This window comes from Rathayibacter sp. SD072 (genome assembly GCF_017355185.1).
GTDB lineage: Bacteria > Actinomycetota > Actinomycetes > Actinomycetales > Microbacteriaceae > Rathayibacter.
In genome coordinates, this window is sequence record NZ_JADILJ010000019.1 from 26935 (window position 1) to 44809 (window position 17875).

Sequence of the window (17875 nt, forward strand, 5' to 3'; positions counted from 1 at the left end):
GACACCTCGGGTGGTGGCACGGCCGGCGCTCCGGGGCGACGGGAGTCGGGTTACGGCTGCACGTACGCCACGGCCGGCGACGCGACCCAGACGTTGTTGCCGGGGTTCCGGTCGCCGGGCGAGACGAGCGACGTGACGTCGACCGTGTAGGAGGTGCCGACCAGCCACGGGGCGCTCGCGAGGCGGTACGTCCAGCGGAAGACGCTGTCGCTGTTCGCCGGGACCGGCGAGGTCGGGTGGGTGAACTGGTACACCGCGTAGCCGCCGTCAATGTAGGACGTCACGTAGTTCCAGCCGTTGGTGTGGCCCGGCGTGAGGAAGTTCGCGTTCACGTAGCCGATGTCGAGGTACTGGGCGGGGATGCGGACCGCGACGGAGGAGGTCGAGCCGGCGGTGGGCCCCTCGGTGCGCACGAGGGCGTCGACGATGGGGGTCTGCCCGCCGCCGACGGCGCTGACGTTGGTGTTCGCCCAGACGATGTAGCGGTCGAAGTTGCTCGTGTCGACGGGCGGAGTCGTGTTCGACGCGGCGGCGAGCGGTGCGCCGATCGCGGTGGCGACGACGGGGATGGTCCAGGCGGCGCCGGCGACGACGGTGCGGCGGTGGACGGAGCGGGGTGTGTTCTCGGTCATGCGGTTCCTGACTTCTCGGTGAACGGGATGTCGGTCATGGTGTCGACGATGCGCCCCGCGGTGGTGGGATCCGGGTGGTCTCCGCGCGGACTGCGCGCCGGTTCCGCGCATCCTGCGCAATCGGTCCGGATCGGCCCTGCCGTCTTCCACCATTGGTCTGCGGGCGCGTCGTGGGAACACGCCGATCGGTCCGCAGAGAGCCGAGGACCTCGTGACGACACCGCCCCGCACCGCGGTCCGCCGCTCCGCCTCGCTCGCGGGGGAGGAGGCGATCGCCTGGTTCCGCTCCGCCGGCTACCGCGTCCTGGACCCGCGCGCTCCCCGTGTCTACGTCGACGAGGTGCCCGGCGCCGACCTGCGGATCGCGCGGTACTGGCACTCCGAGACGACGCTCCTCCGGGAGGCGCCCGCGAGGCCCCGGGCGGCCGTGCTGCTCCAGGTCGACGGTGGGATCGAGCTCGAGGCGCCGACCTGGTCGGGCCGTGCCGGACCGGGGTCGATCGCGGTGCTGCCGTCGTTCGACGAGGTGACGATCACGGCGGCGGAATCCGGCGCGCACCTCGAGGTCGAGTTCGATGCCGATCAGCTGCCGGAGGCGGTGCGCCGAGGCTGCAGCGACGGGGGACTGCTCGACCCCGACGTGCGGCCCTTCGCCACGGTCCTGATCTCGACGCTCAACGCGGCGTTCAACTCGGAGCTGGGCCCGCAGGATCCGGGTTTCCCGGCCTTCCGCCTCGCGGTGCGCAGTCTCGTCTCGGGACTGCTCGCAGTGGACGCGGCCGCGCGGGGAGGCCTCGCCACTCGTCGGGACGTGCTCGTCGATCGCGCTCGGAGGATGATCGCGGAGAGGGCGGCCGAGAGGGCGTTCTCGACCGCCGTCCTGAGCGACGAGCTGCGGATCTCGCCCCGCTCGCTGCAGGAGGCGTTCGCCGCGCACGGATCGAGCCCTGCCGCCGAGATCCGCGCCGAGCGCGCCGAGATCGCCCGTGCTCTGCGGGAGAGCGGCGATCGAGCCCTCAGCTCGGCCGACGTCGCGCGCTTGGCGGGGTTCGGCAGCGCGTCGTCGATGCGGAGGGCGCTCTGACGCGGTCGAGAGAGGCATCGCGGTGACGTCATCGGGCCGCCGCGTTCAGCGCGGGGTGCTCCCGCCGCTGGGGTGCGGTCGTCGGCGGGCTCGGTTCGCGACGCCGCCGTGCGCGGTGCCGTCCCACCTGATCGCCGACGAGGTCGCCGCGGCGGGCTTCCGTGTCGCCCGTGTCTGGCACACGTCGGCAGGTCTCGAGCGGGCTCCGACTCCCGGCGTGCTGTTCGCCGTCGTGGTCGTGGACGGGGATGCCGACGTGAGCTTCGGAGGCGCGACGCACGCCATCACCTCCGGTGATCTCGTGGTGTCGCCCGAGGGAGGACCGCTCTCGCTGACAGCGGTCGATCGGATCGCACGCTTCGAGTTCGAGCTCACGGCCGACGGCTCGGCGCTGTCGCCCGCCGCGGCCGACGCGCTGCGTTCCGGGGCCGTGATCGCCGATGCGGCCCCGTCCTTCCGCCCGGTGCTCCTCGCCGCGGTCAACGCCGCCTTCAACGCCGGGCTCGACCCGGACGCGGCCGGATTCCCGTCCTTCCGACTCGCGACCATCAGCCTCCTCGTCGGTCTTCTCGACGCGGCACTCGGTCCCCGGATCCTCGGGCGCTCGTCGGGCGAAGCGCTCCTGTACCGCCGGGCGCTCGACGCCATCGCCCTGAACGCGGGTGATCCTTCGTTCTCGGTCACCGCGCTCGCTCGCGCACTCGCGGTGTCGGACCGGCACCTGCGGAGGATCTTCCACGGGCGCGGGTCCAGCCCCGGTACCGCGCTGTGCGATGCCCGTCTCGCGCGAGCGCGCGCACTCCTCGGCGCAGCGACGCCGCTGCCCCCGGGCGAGGCCGCGCGACTCGCCGGGTTCCGATCCGCCCGGGCGCTGCGGCGGGCGGCAGCGCGTCGGGCGGCGTGACCGGGGCGACCGGCTCCGCCGCTCCGAGCACCCCGCCGACGGTCCGGAGGACGACCGTCGGCGGCTCCGCGCCTCCTAGAGGCAGGTGACGGTCGGACGCGTGAAGTTGATGTCCTGGTTCGTCGGCGGGTTCAGTCCGGCGGTGTCGGGCATCATCCACTCGAAGACCGCCTGCACGGGTCCGGTCGCGTTCGCCGTCCACTCGTAGTGGTAGGTGTTGCCTGCGGGCGGGATGTACTCGATCCCCGGGAACGGCCGCGTCGTGCCGGCGAAGACCTGCTGGCCGTTGAGGTAGACGTTCAGCGACTGCCACTGCGAGCCGACGGGGTTGGAGAAGGCGGGCATCGCGAAGTGGTAGCGCTTGCCCTGCACCACCTCGAGGGTGGTGAGCACCGCCATGGTCGCCGTGCCGAACCGGGGAGTCGCATCCGCAGAGCTGGCGAAGCGCTCGCCGTCACGGAAGTAGAAGGGGAACGAGACGATGCCCGAGCGGGGTACCTGCCACGTCCAGGTCGACGCCGGCGGGAACTCGTGGCAGACGGCCGGCGGCGGGGTCGTGGGGGACGCGGCCGCGAGCGGCGCTCCGATCGTCGTGGCGACGACCGGTACCGTCCAGGCCGCGCCTGCGACGATGGTGCGGCGCTGGATGCGGCCGTGGGTCGTGTTGTCTGTCATGGGGGTGCTCCTCGTCTGGTGGACGGCGGGTCTCGTGCTCGGACCCGCCTCGGTCATCGTCGGCGGGCGGGGTCGAGGCGAGGGCGTCTGCCGGCGATCGCGTCCGCTGCGGGCGGCGCACGCGTCCGGTGCGGGTCGTGGAGGCCCGCTGAAGGTCGAGGGTCACGCCTCGGCGGGTGCGGCAGTCCGGTACCGCGCACCGGCCTCCGGCGGCTCCGTGCTAGCTCGGGTCGCGCTCCGGCGGTGAGGAGTCGTGCACGTCCTCCCCGGACGGCGTCGGCGCCGATCGGTCCACACCGTGGAGTCCTGCCCGGTCGGCGCGGCAGGATCTCCAGCACGATCCCGGGGATGCACGGACTCGTCTCCCTCCTTCGATCCAGCGGTGGCTTCGCGACCACCCGGGGCATCGCGGCTTCGGGGATCCCGCGGTCCGTCGTGCAGCGCGCCCTCGACGCCGGCGTCCTCGTGCGCGTGCGCCGGGGCGTGTACGCCCTCGCGGACGCGCCTCCGATCGAGCTCGCGGCGGTGCGGGCGGGCGGCGTCCTCACGTGCGTCTCTCTGCTGCGGCACCTCGGGCTGTGGACCGTCGAGCGGCCCGCCCTGCACGTCGCTCTCGGCGCGTCCTCGGTGCACGAGCTGCGGCGAGGCGAGGTCGGCCACTGGCGGCAGTGCCCGGGCAGGGGCAGCGGTCCCTGTCGCAGGACGGCGTCGGCGCGGCGGTCCTGCACCTGGTGACCTGCGTCCGTGACGACGACGCGATCGTCACGATCGACTCCGCGCTGAACAGCGGTCTGCTGACCGTCGAGGAGCTCGGCACGCTCCGGCAGCTCGCGCCGCTGGGCAAGCGCGCCCTCTTCGAGAGGGTCGATGGCAGCAGCCAGTCCGGACTCGAGACAAAGACGCGCCTGCGCCTGCGTCGCCGGCGGGTGCAGGTGCGCACGCAGGTGCCCGTCCCCGGGGTCGGCTTCGTCGACGAGATCGTCGGCGAGCGGCTCGTCCTCGAGAGCGACGGCTACCGCTACCACGGGAGCCTCGAGCAGTTCCGCGAGGATCGGCGCCGGGATCTCGAGCTGGCGCGGCAGGAGTACCTCTGCATCCGCCTCGACAACCACCAGATCATGGAGGACTGGCCGCGGACCGAAGAGGCGCTCCTGTCCCTGATCCACCGCCAGGAGCATCTCTGGACCGCTCCTCAGCGCCGGCGGCGCGGCCTCTGGGCACCCTCGGCGGGGCGCGACTCGCGCAACGTCAGCGGAGACGGGGGTCTCTCGGCTGTCAGCCGACCGACCCCCGTCTCCGCTGACGTTCTGCATCGCAGGCGCTCTCCACAGGCGGACACCGGCGTTCCGCAGGGCCCGCCGGGGCCGCCCGGATCCGGCGAAACATCCCCGCAATACGCCCCGGACTAGAGTCGTGCCATGGGTGACCTCTTCGACGGCTACGGGTCCCAGAAGGTCGAGCGCCGCCGTGCCGGCGCCCCTCCCTGGGACGAGATGTTCGCTGATGTCGCCGCGACGAAGGGCCCCGACGGGGTCCGTTCGGCGTACCGCGACATCTACTCCTCGCTCGCCCGCATGACCCAGGAGGAGCTGCGCGGCCGCACCGACGCGCTCGCCTCCTCCTACCTCGCGCAGGGCGTCACGTTCGACTTCGCCGGCGAGGAGCGGCCCTTCCCGCTCGACGCGGTGCCGCGCGTGATCGAGCGGGCCGAGTGGAACGAGGTGCAGAGCGGCATCAAGCAGCGCGTCCGCGCGCTCGAGGCGTTCCTGGCAGATGTGTACGGGCCGCAGAACGCGGTCAAGGACGGCGTGATCCCCGCCGGGCTCATCTCGAGCTCCAGCCACTTCCACCGTCAGGCGGCCGGCATCGTCTCGGCGAACGGCGTGCGGATCCAGGTCTCGGGCATCGACCTCATCCGCGACGAGGTCGGCGCGTGGCGCGTGCTCGAGGACAACGTCCGCGTCCCCTCCGGCGTCTCGTACGTGATCTCGAACCGCCGCGTCATGGCGCAGACCCTGCCCGAGCTGTTCGTCTCGATGCGGGTCCGTCCCGTCGGCGACTACCCCAACAAGCTGCTGCAGGCCCTGCGCGCCTCGGCCCCGGAGGGCGTCGACGACCCGACCGTCGTCGTGCTGACTCCCGGCGTCTACAACTCCGCCTACTTCGAGCACACCCTGCTCGCGCGGCTGATGGGCGTGGAGCTCGTCGAGGGCCGCGATCTCTTCTGCACCGGCGGCAAGGTCTTCATGCGCACGACCTCGGGCCCGACCCGCGTCGACGTGATCTACCGCCGCGTCGACGACGAGTTCCTCGATCCGCTGCAGTTCCGCGCCGATTCGATGCTCGGCTCGCCGGGGCTCATGCTCGCGGCCCGCCTGGGCACCGTCACCATCGCCAACGCGGTGGGCAACGGAGTCGCGGACGACAAGCTCGTCTACACCTACATGCCCGACCTCATCCGCTACTACCTGGGCGAGGACGCGGTGATCAAGAACGTCGACACGTGGCGCCTGGAGGATCCGGGCGCGCTCGAGGAGGTCCTCGACCGCCTCGACGAGCTCGTCGTGAAGCCGGTGGACGGCTCCGGCGGCAAGGGGCTCGTGGTGGGTCCCGACGCGTCCGCGAAGGAGCTCGCCGAGCTGCGGTCGCGGCTGCAGGCCGATCCGCGCGGCTGGATCGCGCAGCCTGTGGTGCAGCTGTCGACCATCCCGACCCTCGTGGACGACGGCATGCGCCCGCGCCACGCCGACCTCCGGCCGTTCGCCGTCAACGACGGGAACGACGTGTGGGTGCTGCCCGGCGGTCTGACCCGGGTGGCGCTGCCCGAGGGCCAGCTCGTCGTGAACTCCTCGCAGGGCGGCGGATCGAAGGACACCTGGGTCGTGGGCCTGGAGTCGCAGCGCGACCGCGAGCCCGACGCCCACGACATCCAGGGGCTCGTCGCCGAGCAGGCCGCGGTCACCAGCTCCATCCCGATCGTGTACCCGCTGAACCACACCCCCGACCACTCGCCGCACGACGCCCCGAACACCGACCAGGAGCAGCAGCAGCAGCAGCAGGGTCGCGACGCGGGGGAGGAGGACTGATGCTCTCCCGGATCGCAGAGTCCCTCTTCTGGATCGGCCGCTACATCGAGCGCTCCGACGGCACCGCCCGCATCCTCGACGTCCACCTCCAGCTCCTGCTGGAGGACCCGTGGATCGACGAGGACACGGCGTGCCGCTCGCTGCTGTCGGTGATGGGCTCGACCCCGCCCGACGACATGGGCGAGATCACCCGCGCCGACGTGCTCACGATCCTCGCGATCGACCGCACGAATCCCGCCTCCATCGCCTACTCGCTCGGCGCCGCCCGTGAGAACGCGCGCCGCGCCCGAGAGATCGTCTCGACCGAGCTCTGGGAGTGCCTCAACACCACCCGCACCCGGATGCCGCGCCGCGTCTCGGGCGAGCGCGTCTCGGAGTTCTTCAGCTGGGTCCGCGAGCGCTCGGCGCTGGCCGTGGGCATCATCGAGTCGGCGACGTCCCGCGACGAGGCCTGGCAGTTCTTCACGCTCGGCCGCTCGATCGAGCGCGCCGACATGACGGCGCGACTGCTCGCGACCCGGTCGCTGACCGAGGCGAGCGGCCCGTCGTGGACCACGATCCTCCGCTCGTGCGGGGCGTACGAGGCGTACCTCCGCACCTACCGAGGCGTGCCGAGCGCGCGGAACGCGGCGGAGTTCCTCCTGCTCGACCGCCTCTTCCCGCGCTCGATCCTCTTCTCGATCTCGCGCGCCGAGATGTGCATGCGCGACATCGAGCCGCGCACCGGCCGGATCGGCCACACCGGCGACGCTCAGCGCGTGCTGGGTCAGATCCGGAGCGAGCTGGAGTACCGGCCGATCGCCGAGATCCTCGAGGACCTCCCGCGGCACATGGACGGGGTGCAGGACGCGACCTCGGCCGCGTCCGAGGCGATCCGGCAGCGCTACTTCCCCACCAACGTCATGCCGAGCTGGATCGGGGAGGCGCTGTGAGCAGGCTGCGCATCACGCACACCACGGGTTTCACCTACCAGGGCGACGTCGTGGCGTCGTACAACGAGGCGAGGATGCTGCCGGCGTCCTCGGACGGGCAGCTCGTGCTGTTCTCGAACCTCGACATCCGACCGGTCACCTCGGCGCACACCTACACCGACTACTGGGGCACCCGGGTGTCCTCGTTCGACGTGCTCGACGCGCACCAGGAGCTCTCGCTCACGGCGACGTCCCTGGTCGAGGTGCGCCCGAAGGCGCATCCGGAGCACCCCTACGGCTGGGAGCAGCTCGCCGAGCAGGTCGAGACGCTCACCGAGTACGTGGAGCAGTCGAAGCAGACCACCCGCACCGCGCCTCCCGAGGACCTGGTCGACCTGGCGCGCTCGCTCGCCGACGAGGCGGCGGGGCCCTGCGAGGCCGCGCTCGCGATCGCCGAGCGGATCGGCCGAGAGATGACCTACAAGCAGGGCGTGACCGGCGTGCACTCGACCGCGACGGAGTCGTGGACGGCGCGCAAGGGCGTCTGCCAGGACATCACCCACATCGTCCTGGGGGCGCTGCGCTCCGTCGGCATCCCGGCCCGGTACGTCTCGGGCTACCTGCACCCCAAGCCGCACGCCGAGATCGGCGAGACGGTGACCGGCGAGTCCCACGCCTGGGTCGAGTGGTTCTGCGGAGGCGCGTGGCGCGGCTACGACCCGACGAACCTGATCGACATCGGCGACCGGCACGTGATCGTCGGCCGCGGCCGCGACTACAACGACATCGCTCCGCTGCGGGGCGTCTACGCCGGGCCGCACTCGTCGAAGCTGTTCGTGCGGGTCGAGATCACGCGCGAGGCCTGAGCGCGGGAGCGCCGGAGCCGACCTCGGGCTCGTCGGATCGGGCTCGGCTCGCGGGATCCGCCCGATCCTGCGAGCCCAGCGCGTTCTCGCGAGCCGAGGCTGCTCCGGCGCGGCGCATCCGGAGGTGGAAGCCCAGGCCGACGGCGGCGGCGGCGAGGCCCGACGCGGCCCCCACGGCGATCGCCCAGCGCGGGCCGAGGCCGTTCGCCACGGCGCCGATCAGCGGCGCGCCGATCGGCGTCCCTCCGACGAAGATCGCCATGTAGAGCGCCATCACCCGGCCGCGCATCTCGGGCGCGGTGGAGAGCTGGACGAAGCCGTTGGCCGAGGTCATCAGCGTCTGCGCCGCGACGCCCACCAGGGGCAGGACGATCGCGAAGGACCACGCCGTCGGCATCAGTCCCGACAGGGCGAGGGCCACGCCGAACGCGGCGGCGGCCGCGACGATCAGGCGCAGGCGGGGGCGGTCGCGGCGGGCCGAGAGCAGGGCTCCGACGACGGAGCCGATCGCGATCGCGGAGGAGAGCAGGCCGAACTCGCTCGCTCCCATGTCGAACTCGACGGTCGCCATGGTCGAGGCGAAGATCGGGAAGTTGAGGCCGAAGGTGCCGATCAGGAACACGATGATCAGCACGACGATGATGTCCGGCCGCCGCGAGACGTAGCGGAACCCGTCCAGCAGCGCACCCGGTCCGCGGGAGGCGCGCGGCGCCGAGTGGAGCTCGTCGCGGTGCAGGAGGCGCAGCGAGAGCAGCACCGCGAGGAAGCTCGCGGCGTTGAGGAGGAAGACCCAGCCCGACCCGATCGCCGAGATCAGCACGCCCGCGAGGGCCGGGCCGATCATCCGCGCGGAGTTGAACGAGGCGGAGTTGAGCGAGACCGCGTTCGAGAGGTCCTTCTCCTCGACCAGCGCCGACACGAAGGTCTGGCGCACGGGAGCGTCGACCGCGGCGGCGAAGCCGAGCAGCAGGGCGAAGAGGTGGACCATCCAGAGCTGGACCGCACCGGTGACGACGAGGAGGCCGAGCGCGAGTCCGAGCGCGCCCATCGCGGCCTGGGTGGCCATGAGCAGCCGCCGCCGGTCGAAGCGGTCGGCGATGAAGCCCGAGAAGGGGACCATCAGCAGCTGCGGGCCGAACTGCAGTGCCATGGTGATGCCGAGCGCGGTGGCGTCGTGGTCGGTCAGTTCGTTGATGACGATCCAGTCCTGGGCGGTGCGCTGCATCCAGGTGCCGATGTTCGAGACCGTCGCTCCGGCGAACCAGATGCGGTAGTTCGGCACGGCCATCGAGCGGAACATGGCGCTCATCGCTCGGCCACCTCGCGCAGGAGTGCGACGGCGTCGTGCAGCAGCGCCTGCTGGGCGGGGGAGAGCTCCCGGAGCCGGGCGACCAGCCAGGCGTCGCGGCTGCGGCGGACCTCGTGCACCAGAGCGGCGCCCGCCTCGGTCGGACGCAGGCGGGTGATCCGCCCGTCGGCCGGATCGCTGAGCCGCTCGGCCAGACCGTCGTCGACGAGGCACGCGACGGTGCGCGACATCGACGGGGGGCGGACGCGCTCGAGCTCGGCCAGCTCGCCGAGCGTGCGCGGCCCCTCCCGCTCGAGCAGGGCGAGGACGCTCAGCTGCGCGTCGCTCAGATCGTGCCGGCCCTTCTCCTGGCGGAGTCGACGGCCCAGACGCGCGACGGCGACGCGGAGCTCTCCGGCGAGGGCGGGGATCGCGGTCTCGAATGGCACATAGTTAGCCTAACGAAACATCAGGCCGAACGGGAGGGGGCGCTCGGATCCGCGTCGGTCACCGCCGGGCGGTGCGCACGGCGCCCACGCTCGCCGCGACGACGAGGCCGATGCCGACCGCCTCGATCGGGGAGAGGCGCTGACCGAGCACGAGGAAGCCCGAGAGCGCCGCTGCCCCCGGTGCCAGCGACATCAGGATCGAGAAGGTCGAGGAGCGGAGTCGCCGCAGCGCCAGCAGCTCGAGGGCGTAGGGGATCGCGGAGGAGAGCACGGCGACCGCGAAGCCCAGCAGCAGCACGGGCGGGAGGACGAGGGCGGATCCGGCGGTGGCGATGCCGAACGGCAGCGAGACGATCGCGCCCGCGGCCAGGGCCAGGGCGAGACCGTCCAGGCGCGGGAAGCGCCCGCCCGTGCGCTCGGCGAAGACGATGTAGGTCGCCCAGAGCGCGGCGGCCCCGAGGGCGAAGGCGACCCCGACGGGGTCGAGGGAGCCGAAGCCGCCTTGCGACAGCGTGACGACGCCGGCGAGGGCGAGGCCGGCCCAGAGCAGGCTGAGGAGGCTGCGCCCCGCGATCACCGAGAGGGCCAGCGGCCCGAGCACCTCGAGGGTGACGGCCGCGCCCTGCGGGATGCGCGCGATCGCCTCGTAGTAGCAGGCGTTCATCCCGCCCAGGGCGAGGCCGTAGACGGCGACGGTGCCCCAGTCGGCGCGGGTGTAGCCGCGGATCCGGGGACGGCACACCATGAGGAGCACGAGCGCCGAGAAGATCAGCCGCAGGGTCACGGTGCCGACCGGGCCCGCGGCGGGGAAGAGGAGGACGGCGAACGACGCGCCCAGCTGCACGCTCGCGACCGCGCCCAGGACGAGGCCGATCGAGCCCGCGCCGCTCGGGCGGCGCGGGGCCGGGTCGACGGCGCTCAGCTCGAGCGCCGCTGCTTCTGCACCGGTGGGACGTTGTAGCCGAGCAGGCCGATGCCCGTCTCGTCCCAGCGCAGGGTCGTCAGCGACACGTTGTCGACGACGGGGAAGGTGTGGCGGTACGTCTCGGGGTTGATGCCGAGGTACGCGCAGAGCAGCAGGCGGATGAGGGTGCCGTGCGCGACGACGAGTACCCGGCCGTCCGGGTGGTCGTGGTGGATCCGGGCGAGCGAGGTGTTGGCGCGGGCGACGGCGTCCAGGCCCGACTCCCCGCCGGGCAGGGGCTGGATCGCCGGCGCGGCGACCCACGCGCGGTAGGCGTCGGGGAAGCGCTTCTCCATCTCGGCGGTGGTCAGCCCCTCGCCCTGGCCGAAGTCGACCTCGACGAGCGCGGGATCGAGCTGCACCTCGAGGTGCGCCGCTCGCGCGGCCGGAACGGCGGTGCGCACGGCGCGGACGAGGGTCGAGGAGTACACCGCCTCGAGGTCCGCGTCGACGGCCCAGGAGGCCAGCGTCGCCGCCTGGTCCTGTCCGTCGGGTGTCAGAGCGATGTCGGAGGAGCCCGCGTAGCGGTTCTCGGAGTGCCAGACGGTCTCTCCGTGCCGGGCCAGGATCAGGGTCGTCACCCCCCGAGCCTAGCGAGCGGCGGCCGTGCGGGAGGTGAGCACTCCGAGACCGGAGCAGTGCCGGGCCCGAGCGGACCCCGGGCCCGAGCGGACCTAGGCCGCGCTGTTCCCGTAGTGGGCGTCCACCAGGACGGGCAGGTGGTCGGACAGACCCTGGGGAAGGGTCGACACGCGCTCGATGCGCACGGAGTCGCTGATCGCGAAGTCGAAGTGCCCGCTGAAGTAGCGGTAGCGCGCGTAGGTGGGGGAGTCGCTCCGCGACACGAGGTACCCGTTCCGGGTCATCTTGCGGTCGAGCCCGCGGAAGAACCACGGGTAGTTGTAGTCGCCCACCATGAGCGACGGGGTGTCCGGCGCGTACTCCCGGAGACGGTTGAGGGCCTCGTCGATCTGCTTGCGGCGCAGCGCGTTGCCCGCCGAGAGCGGGGCCGCGTGGAACGACGAGACGGCGATCGCACCGCCCTCCTCGTCGAGGAGGCGGACGGCCAGCAGGCGCTCGTGAGCGGGGGACATCACGCGGTCGTGCATCGACTTGCTGAGCTCGAAGGCGGCGCTGCCGACGAGTTCGAAGCGGGCGTGGGAGTAGTAGATCGCGAGGCCCAGGCGGTTGCGCGCGGTGACGGACGCGAGCCGCAGGTCGCCCAGCTCCTGGGGGAGCTTCGTCGTGTCGCACTCCTGGAGGCAGAGGACGTCGACGTCGTGACGGGCGGCGAGAGGAGCGATCTCGACGTGCGCTCTGTGCTCCCGGAGGTTGTAGGAGATCACCCGGAGGGCGCGTTCTTTCGGCTGCATCCCGCCAGTGTAGGGCGGCGCCGTCGACGCGGCGGCGACGTCGGGGCGAACACGGAGGGACCTCTTCGGGCACCGATCGCCGGGGCGGTCAGCGCCGAGGAGGTCCCTCGGATCGTGCTCGGTCAGCGGGTCGCGCCACCGGTTCCGTCGGGGTCGGCGTCGGTGCCGTGGACGCCGTCGGTGGGGCCCCAGTCGGGCAGCGGAGGGTTCTCCGCCTCGCCGTCCTGGGTGAGTCCGTCGGGGGACGGACGGCCGACCTCGTCGAGGCCGGCGGTGGTGCCCGCGCCCGTCTCGGGATCGGTCTCGGCCGGGGTCCGCTCGGGGTCGACGAGGGTCGGTTCGATGTCGTTGTCGGAGCTGCTCATGACGCCACGCTAGGTCGCGCTCCGGCCCCCGCGCACCCCCTTGCGCTCGGCCGTCTCCCACCTGCGGGGGACAGCGCCTCGCGCCTTGAACGCGGAGCGCTCGCTGCCCAGGATCGCTCCCGAACCGCACCGCTGCCGACCAATCCGTGCCGGAGGGCGCCCTCGGTCGTCGTCCTCCGACAGGAAGGGCCGCTCGTGACCCACGACGTCACCCCCTCTCCTCTCGACGTCGAGCGCGTCGTCACGCGCCGCTCGGTGGCTGCTGCCACCGCATGGACCGTCCCGGTCGTCGCCGTCGCCGTGGCGACCCCGTCGGCTGCCGCCTCGATCGCCGAGGTGGGCCCGTTCGCGCTCCGCGGTACCTGCGGGATCCTGGGGATCGTCGGCCCCGGCTTCACCCTCCGGGCCGGCCCGACGACTCCGCTGCCGGTCGGCGCGACGGTCGTCGTCACGGGCTCCGGCGTCGCCGACATCGGGTTCTTCTCGGTCTCGGGAGGCAGCGCGGACGTCCTGGTCCTCAGCGGCACCGGTCGGCAGATCGTGCTGACGGCGGATGTGCCCGCCGGAGCGACGATCACGTTCCGGACCACCGTGTCGATCTCGGTCGCGTTCCGGCTCAGCGCCGTGGCGTCGCTCCCGACCGGTTGCGCCGGATCAGGAGCCGAGACCGCCGGGTTCGTGTCGTCGACGCTCATCCTCTGCTCCGCGAACTGACGCTCCGCCCGCCCCGCCCTCCCCGGGGAACGGCGAAGGCCCCCGCTCCGATCGGAGCGGGGGCCTTCGCGGCGTTCAGCGCGGCTCAGCGGCCGTAGGCCGAGGCGGCCGGGCAGTCGAACGGGTCGCCGCCGGCCGAGAGGCCCACGCGGTTGAGGTAGCGGACGACGATGCCGTACGACTCGAGCAGCGAGGTCTCGGTGTAGGGGATCTGGTGGGTGGCGCAGTACTCCTTCGCGATGACCTGGGCGCGGCGCAGGGCCGGGCGGGGCATGTTCGGGAACAGGTGGTGCTCGACCTGGTAGTTGAGGCCGCCCATGTAGAGGTCGGTCAGCCAGGTGCTCTTGATGCTGCGCGAAGTGAGGACCTGACGGCGCAGGAAGTCGACGCGCGCTTCCTTGGGCAGCAGCGGCATGCCCTTGTGGTTCGGGGCGAACGAAGCGCCCATGTAGAGGCCGAAGACACCCATCTGGACGCCGAGGAAGGCGAACGCCATGCCCAGCGGCAGAGCCCAGAAGATGACCGCGAGGTAGAGGCCGACACGGGTGACGAGCATCGAGATCTCGACCCAGCGCTTGTCGACCTTGCCGCGGCCGAAGACGGTGCGGAAGCCGTGGATGTGGAGGTTGATGCCCTCGAGCAGGAGGAGCGGGAAGAACGCGTAGCCCTGGCGGCGGGTCAGCCAGGCGTACAGGCCGCGCGAGCGGGCCGCGTCCTCGCTCGTGAACGAGATGACATCGCGCTCGATGTCGGGGTCCTTGCCGAGCACGTTCGGGTTGGCGTGGTGACGGCTGTGCTTCGTCATCCACCAGGAGTAGCTGATGCCGACGAAGAGGTTCGCGAGCGTGCGGCCCGCGACGTCGTTGGCCTTGCCCGACTCGAACACCTGGCGGTGCGAGGCCTCGTGGGCGAGGAAGGCGAACTGGGTGAGGACGATGCCGAGGGCGGCGGCCAGCAGCAGCTGGAACCAGGAGTCGCCCAGCAGGACGAATCCGGTGACGATGCCGCCGAGGGCCAGCACCAGGACGGCGAACATCGTGTAGTAGAAGCCGGTGCGGCGGCGCAGCAGGCCCGCATCGCGGACGGTGCTGAGGAGGCCCGAGTACTCGGTCGTGGGGTTGATGCGGCCGTCGGCGCGCGGACGCGTGCGGACGACTCGGGGGGCGGCTTTCGCTTCGCCGCCGGGCTGCGCGGTCGCGCCGCCGTCGGGCAGGGTGTCGGAGATGCTCACGGGGTGCCTCGTTCTTTCGGGGCGGCCATCGGCGTCGACGGCCTCGTGGAGAGCGATCCCCGGCTCCGCCTGCGTGAGGCAGGCCTGGTCCGCTCCTGGTTCACCGCGCCGGTAGGGGCCGGACGCGGCGTGCGGCGACCGGTTTCAGGGGCTACCTCTTCGAACACTAGGGGGAAGGGCCGTCCACCGCACCATGAGGATTGCCAGCCTTCGCGAACGGTACGTCGGCGCGGCGGCCGCGATCGCAGCCACCGCGCCGATCGGTGCTCTCAGGATCCGATCGAGTCCTGCGGGCGGCCGGACTTCAGTGCGGCCAGTCGCGCCTCGACCTCGGTCATCTCGCCGAGGTCCTCCAGCGACTCGAACTGGGCGTCGAGGCTCGAGGAGGCGAGCTCCTCGGCGCCGCGGACGCGCGCCTCCTCGCGGCGGATCTTCTGCTCGAAGCGGCTCACCTCGCTGGTGGGGTCCATGATGTCGATGCTCTTGATGGCGTCCTGGACCTGGGTCTGCGCCTCGACGGTCTTGGAGCGGGCGATCAGCTCGTCGCGCTTGGACGAGAGCTGGTTCAGCTTCTCGCGCATCTGGTTCAGGCCCGACTTGAGCTTGTCGACGACCTCGGTCTGCGAGGCGATGGTCGGCTCGGCGTCCCTCGCCTCCTTCTCGGACTGGATCTGGCGCTGCAGTGCGACCTTCGCGAGGGCGTCGAACTTGTCGGCGTCGCCGGTGCTGCCGGAGGAGCGGAGGTCGTCGGCCTTGCGGCTCGCCGCGAGCGCCTTGGCGCCCCACTCCTGCGCGTTGTCGACGTCCTCGCGGTAGTCGTCCTCGAGCAGGCGCAGGTTGCCGATGGTCTGCGCGATGGCGGCCTCGGCGTCGCGGATGCTGTCGGTGTAGTCCCGCACCATCTGGTCGAGCATCTTCTGCGGGTCCTCGGCCTGGTCGAGGAGCGCGTTGATGTTCGCCTTCGCGAGCTGCGCGATGCGTCCGAAGATGGACTGTCTCTGGGCCATGCTGTCTCTCCTTGCGTGGTGGATGGATGCGTCGTGGAGGGGTGAGGGGAGCGGGGTCAGAAGCGGCCGCCGCCGCCACGGCGACCGCCGCCGCCGCCGAAGCCGCCGCCGCTGGACCGGCGGGAGCCGCCGCCGAAGCCGCCGCCGGACGAGCCGCCGAAGCCGCCTCCGCCGAAGCCGCCCGAGCGGTAGCCGGAGCGCCGGCCGCCGCCCAGCAGGGACTCGACGAGGATCCCGCCGAGGAACGCCCCGGTGGTGTTCCCGCCGAAGGGGCTGCCCGCGGCGCTCGGCGACGCGTAGCCGCTCATGTCCGAGCGGGCCTGCTGCAGCGCCTGCTCGGCGAGGGCGGAGGCGCGCTGCGCGGAGGCGAGCGCCTCGCGCGGGTCGGTCGCGGCGATCTGCGCGGCGTACTCCGAGGCGCGGGCGGCCTCGGCGAGGCGGGTGCGCGCGAGCGAGCCGACCGCTCCGCGGCGTGCGGCGATGAAGTCCTCGGCGGCCGCGACGCGGCTGCGCGCACTCGTCAGCTCGGCGGCGAGGGCGGCGCGCTCGCGCTCGCGCTGCGCCTGGGCGTCGCGGTAGCCGCCGACGGCCGAGTCGATCGTGCTGTCGGCCGCGGCGAGGGTGGCGAGCAGTCCCAGCGGGTCGTTCGGGCGGACGGAGGCGGCGCGCTCGACCCGGTCGAGGGACGACTCCGTCTGCGCGACGGCGGCTCCCATGTTCGCGACGAGGGGAGCGGTGGCGGGATCCGAGGAGTCCGCCGCGGCGGCGAGGGCGCGGCCCTGGGCGACGTCGGCGCGGATCTCGGCGATCCGCGCCGCGAGCGTCCCCTCGGCCTCGCGCAGATCGGCGGCGCGGGTGGCGACCGAGTCGAGCAGACCGGAGGCCTGCTCCGCCGCCTGCTGACCGGCGCGCAGGAGCACGGCCGCGCGCCCGGTGTCACCGGCGGCGAGGGCCTCGCGGGCCGACGCGACGCCGTCGCGCGCGAAGCGGAGGCGGTCCTCGGCCTGGTCGGCGTCGTCCTCGACGTCGTCGATCGCGGTCGGCGCGTAGGCGGCCGCGAGCTCGCCGAGGATCGCGCGGGTGGGGGCGACGCGGGCCGCGACCGCCTCGACGCGTGCGGAGAGATGCGCAGCCACCTCCGGAGCGTTCTTCTCGAGGTCGCGCAACTGCTCGAACGCCTCGGCCTTCTCGTCCAGCGCCTGCTCGGCGTCGGCGCAGAGCTGCAGGATCCGGGAGTAGCCGTCGCGGCGCTCCTGGTCGGTGTCGGGCTCGGCGTCGTCGAGGCGCTGCTGGAGGCCGAAGGCCTCGCCGAGCAGGCGCTTCGCGGTCGCCAGCGCCTCGCGGAAGGGACCCGTCGCGTCGGAGCCGAACTGCGCCTCCGCGAAGCCCACCTCCTGCTCGCTGGTGCGCACGGCGTCGTCGGCGTGCACGAGGGCGGAGCCGGCGCGGGTGGCGAGCTCGTCGATCGACGCTTCGGCGGCCTCCGCGGCCTTGCGACGGCGCGAGCGGCGGACGAGGAGGAGCACCACGACGCCCAGGACCACGAGGACGGCGAGGACCGCGAGGACGACGGTCGCGCCCCGGTCGAGCGACTCCCCGGCGGTCGGCGCGTCGAGGCGCTCGCCGATCCGGTCGGCCGCGGCGACCGCGGCCCCGGCCCAGTCGCCCTCGACGAGCTGCGGCTCGATGTCCTCGCTCTGCAGCGACGAGAGCTGCGCGTCGTCGAGCGGGAAGCCGCTCGCGACCGACACCTGGTACTGCCGCGCGTCGACCGCGACGGCGAGGAGGACGTCCTCCTCGCCCAGCCCGTTGAGGTCGGCCGTGGCGTCGGACCAGCGCTCGTCGCCCGAGACGCCGGTGAAGTCGTCGACGTAGGTCACGAACAGCTGGACGCGGTGCTCGTCGTAGAGCCGCGCGACGGCCGACTCGATCTCGGCCGAGTCTCCGGAGTCGAGCGCGCCGACCGAGTCGAGCACCGGGGAGGAGCCGAGCGTCACGGGATCCTCGGCGACGGCGGCGGGAGCGCCGGCCAGCGCTGCTCCGGCACCGATCAGCAGGGCGGCGACCGCGCCCAGGAGAGACCGTCGCGCGGCGGGGCGCCCGCGGACGTCGGACCGGTGGTTCGCTGACGCGGTCATCGCGCACACTCCTTCGTCGTTCGCCTCCCGAGTGTAGACAGGCGAGTCGACGCGAGCCCGCCAGGATCCCGGGCGGATCGCCGCGGAGCGCGCCGGGGGAGGGCGGCGCATGGGAGAACGCCGGGAGCAGGAATGTGCGCGCCGCGGGCGCGGTTCCCCTCCGCGGTGCCACAGCACCCCAACCGCAC

General features: G+C 72.8%; 19 protein-coding genes. 8 read left to right on the forward strand and 11 right to left on the reverse strand.

All coding sequences use genetic code 11. From position 1 onward, the window contains the following. Positions 1-50 precede the first annotated feature (50 nt). Complete coding sequence (locus IOC53_RS09515; RefSeq protein WP_207405112.1) at positions 51-632, reverse strand: hypothetical protein; 582 nt, start codon at positions 630-632, stop codon at positions 51-53. A gap of 211 nt (positions 633-843) precedes the next feature. Here IOC53_RS09515 and IOC53_RS19455 point away from each other — a divergent pair, with 211 nt between their 5' ends. Together IOC53_RS19455 and IOC53_RS19460 are read left to right on the forward strand one after the other, a co-directional pair. After that, positions 844-1716 carry a helix-turn-helix domain-containing protein gene (locus IOC53_RS19455; RefSeq protein WP_207405114.1) on the forward strand — a complete coding sequence of 291 codons (873 nt, stop codon included), beginning with the start codon at positions 844-846 and terminating at the stop codon, positions 1714-1716. Positions 1717-1831: 115 nt separating this feature from the next. Continuing rightward, positions 1832-2620 carry a helix-turn-helix domain-containing protein gene (locus tag IOC53_RS19460; protein WP_207405116.1) on the forward strand — a complete coding sequence of 263 codons (789 nt, stop codon included), beginning with the start codon at positions 1832-1834 and terminating at the stop codon, positions 2618-2620. Between the two features lie 75 nt (positions 2621-2695). On the opposite strand, the gene IOC53_RS09530 is transcribed toward IOC53_RS19460, so the two are convergent. Next, the gene (locus tag IOC53_RS09530; protein WP_207405118.1) at positions 2696-3295 is read right to left on the reverse strand and encodes a hypothetical protein; all 600 of its coding nucleotides are present in this window, start codon (positions 3293-3295) and stop codon (positions 2696-2698) included. Positions 3296-3643: 348 nt separating this feature from the next. On the opposite strand from IOC53_RS09530, the gene IOC53_RS09535 reads away from it, so the two are divergent. From IOC53_RS09535 to IOC53_RS09555, 5 genes are read left to right on the forward strand one after another with little or no spacing between them, the layout of a single operon-like run. Then, on the forward strand, positions 3644-4030 hold the full coding sequence (locus IOC53_RS09535) for a type IV toxin-antitoxin system AbiEi family antitoxin domain-containing protein (protein ID WP_207405120.1): 387 nt from the start codon (positions 3644-3646) through the stop codon (positions 4028-4030). Continuing rightward, positions 3964-4704: a DUF559 domain-containing protein gene (locus IOC53_RS09540; RefSeq protein WP_207405123.1), complete on the forward strand. Its 741-nt coding sequence runs from the start codon at positions 3964-3966 to the stop codon at positions 4702-4704. The genes IOC53_RS09535 and IOC53_RS09540 overlap by 67 nt, the downstream gene beginning before the upstream one ends. A gap of 9 nt (positions 4705-4713) precedes the next feature. Next, positions 4714-6381 carry a circularly permuted type 2 ATP-grasp protein gene (locus IOC53_RS09545; RefSeq protein ID WP_207405125.1) on the forward strand — a complete coding sequence of 556 codons (1668 nt, stop codon included), beginning with the start codon at positions 4714-4716 and terminating at the stop codon, positions 6379-6381. Beyond that, complete coding sequence (locus tag IOC53_RS09550) at positions 6381-7313, forward strand: alpha-E domain-containing protein (protein ID WP_207405127.1); 933 nt, start codon at positions 6381-6383, stop codon at positions 7311-7313. Before IOC53_RS09545 ends, IOC53_RS09550 begins: the two co-directional genes overlap by 1 nt. Then, positions 7310-8158, forward strand: a complete 849-nt coding sequence (locus tag IOC53_RS09555) for a transglutaminase family protein (protein WP_207405129.1) — start codon at positions 7310-7312, stop codon at positions 8156-8158. The genes IOC53_RS09550 and IOC53_RS09555 overlap by 4 nt, the downstream gene beginning before the upstream one ends. On the opposite strand, the gene IOC53_RS09560 is transcribed toward IOC53_RS09555, so the two are convergent. The 6 genes from IOC53_RS09560 to IOC53_RS09585 all read right to left on the reverse strand — a co-directional run bounded on the left by IOC53_RS09560 (position 8142) and on the right by IOC53_RS09585 (position 12597). Next, positions 8142-9467 (reverse strand): MFS transporter, encoded by a 1326-nt coding sequence (locus IOC53_RS09560; protein ID WP_207405131.1) that lies wholly within the window; start codon positions 9465-9467, stop codon positions 8142-8144. The genes IOC53_RS09555 and IOC53_RS09560 overlap by 17 nt on opposite strands. Beyond that, positions 9464-9895 (reverse strand): MarR family winged helix-turn-helix transcriptional regulator, encoded by a 432-nt coding sequence (locus IOC53_RS09565; protein ID WP_207405133.1) that lies wholly within the window; start codon positions 9893-9895, stop codon positions 9464-9466. The genes IOC53_RS09560 and IOC53_RS09565 overlap by 4 nt, the downstream gene beginning before the upstream one ends. 58 nt (positions 9896-9953) lie before the next feature. Then, positions 9954-10739: an EamA family transporter gene (locus IOC53_RS09570; RefSeq protein WP_307786140.1), complete on the reverse strand. Its 786-nt coding sequence runs from the start codon at positions 10737-10739 to the stop codon at positions 9954-9956. 74 nt (positions 10740-10813) lie between these two features. After that, entirely contained in the window at positions 10814-11440 is a 627-nt protein-coding gene (locus tag IOC53_RS09575) for a histidine phosphatase family protein (protein ID WP_207405135.1), read from the reverse strand. A gap of 93 nt (positions 11441-11533) precedes the next feature. Further along, complete coding sequence (locus IOC53_RS09580) at positions 11534-12232, reverse strand: endonuclease/exonuclease/phosphatase family protein (RefSeq protein ID WP_207405137.1); 699 nt, start codon at positions 12230-12232, stop codon at positions 11534-11536. Positions 12233-12354: 122 nt separating this feature from the next. Further along, the gene (locus IOC53_RS09585) at positions 12355-12597 is read right to left on the reverse strand and encodes a hypothetical protein (RefSeq protein WP_207405140.1); all 243 of its coding nucleotides are present in this window, start codon (positions 12595-12597) and stop codon (positions 12355-12357) included. 195 nt (positions 12598-12792) lie between these two features. Here IOC53_RS09585 and IOC53_RS09590 point away from each other — a divergent pair, with 195 nt between their 5' ends. Further along, positions 12793-13311: a hypothetical protein gene (locus tag IOC53_RS09590; RefSeq protein ID WP_207405142.1), complete on the forward strand. Its 519-nt coding sequence runs from the start codon at positions 12793-12795 to the stop codon at positions 13309-13311. Positions 13312-13396: 85 nt separating this feature from the next. Here IOC53_RS09590 and IOC53_RS09595 read toward each other — a convergent pair whose 3' ends face one another. The 3 genes from IOC53_RS09595 to IOC53_RS09605 all read right to left on the reverse strand — a co-directional run bounded on the left by IOC53_RS09595 (position 13397) and on the right by IOC53_RS09605 (position 17687). Continuing rightward, positions 13397-14536: an acyl-CoA desaturase gene (locus IOC53_RS09595; RefSeq protein ID WP_251944575.1), complete on the reverse strand. Its 1140-nt coding sequence runs from the start codon at positions 14534-14536 to the stop codon at positions 13397-13399. 275 nt (positions 14537-14811) lie between these two features. Continuing rightward, complete coding sequence (locus IOC53_RS09600) at positions 14812-15549, reverse strand: PspA/IM30 family protein (protein WP_207405144.1); 738 nt, start codon at positions 15547-15549, stop codon at positions 14812-14814. A gap of 56 nt (positions 15550-15605) precedes the next feature. Further along, positions 15606-17687, reverse strand: a complete 2082-nt coding sequence (locus tag IOC53_RS09605) for a TPM domain-containing protein (protein WP_207405146.1) — start codon at positions 17685-17687, stop codon at positions 15606-15608. Positions 17688-17875: the final 188 nt, after the last annotated feature.

Bases quoted from the DNA above. Each gene is read 5' to 3' on its own strand.
- IOC53_RS09515 (WP_207405112.1), bottom strand. From the start codon at position 632: ATGACCGAGAACACACCCCGCTCCGTCCACCGCCGCACCGTCGTCGCC.
- IOC53_RS09530 (WP_207405118.1), bottom strand. From the start codon at position 3,295: ATGACAGACAACACGACCCACGGCCGCATCCAGCGCCGCACCATCGTC.
- IOC53_RS09535 (WP_207405120.1), top strand. From the start codon at position 3,644: ATGCACGGACTCGTCTCCCTCCTTCGATCCAGCGGTGGCTTCGCGACC.
- IOC53_RS09545 (WP_207405125.1), top strand. From the start codon at position 4,714: ATGGGTGACCTCTTCGACGGCTACGGGTCCCAGAAGGTCGAGCGCCGC.
- IOC53_RS09550 (WP_207405127.1), top strand. From the start codon at position 6,381: ATGCTCTCCCGGATCGCAGAGTCCCTCTTCTGGATCGGCCGCTACATC.
- IOC53_RS09560 (WP_207405131.1), bottom strand. From the start codon at position 9,467: ATGAGCGCCATGTTCCGCTCGATGGCCGTGCCGAACTACCGCATCTGG.
- IOC53_RS09580 (WP_207405137.1), bottom strand. From the start codon at position 12,232: ATGCAGCCGAAAGAACGCGCCCTCCGGGTGATCTCCTACAACCTCCGG.
- IOC53_RS09585 (WP_207405140.1), bottom strand. From the start codon at position 12,597: ATGAGCAGCTCCGACAACGACATCGAACCGACCCTCGTCGACCCCGAG.
- IOC53_RS09600 (WP_207405144.1), bottom strand. From the start codon at position 15,549: ATGGCCCAGAGACAGTCCATCTTCGGACGCATCGCGCAGCTCGCGAAG.
- IOC53_RS09605 (WP_207405146.1), bottom strand. From the start codon at position 17,687: ATGACCGCGTCAGCGAACCACCGGTCCGACGTCCGCGGGCGCCCCGCC.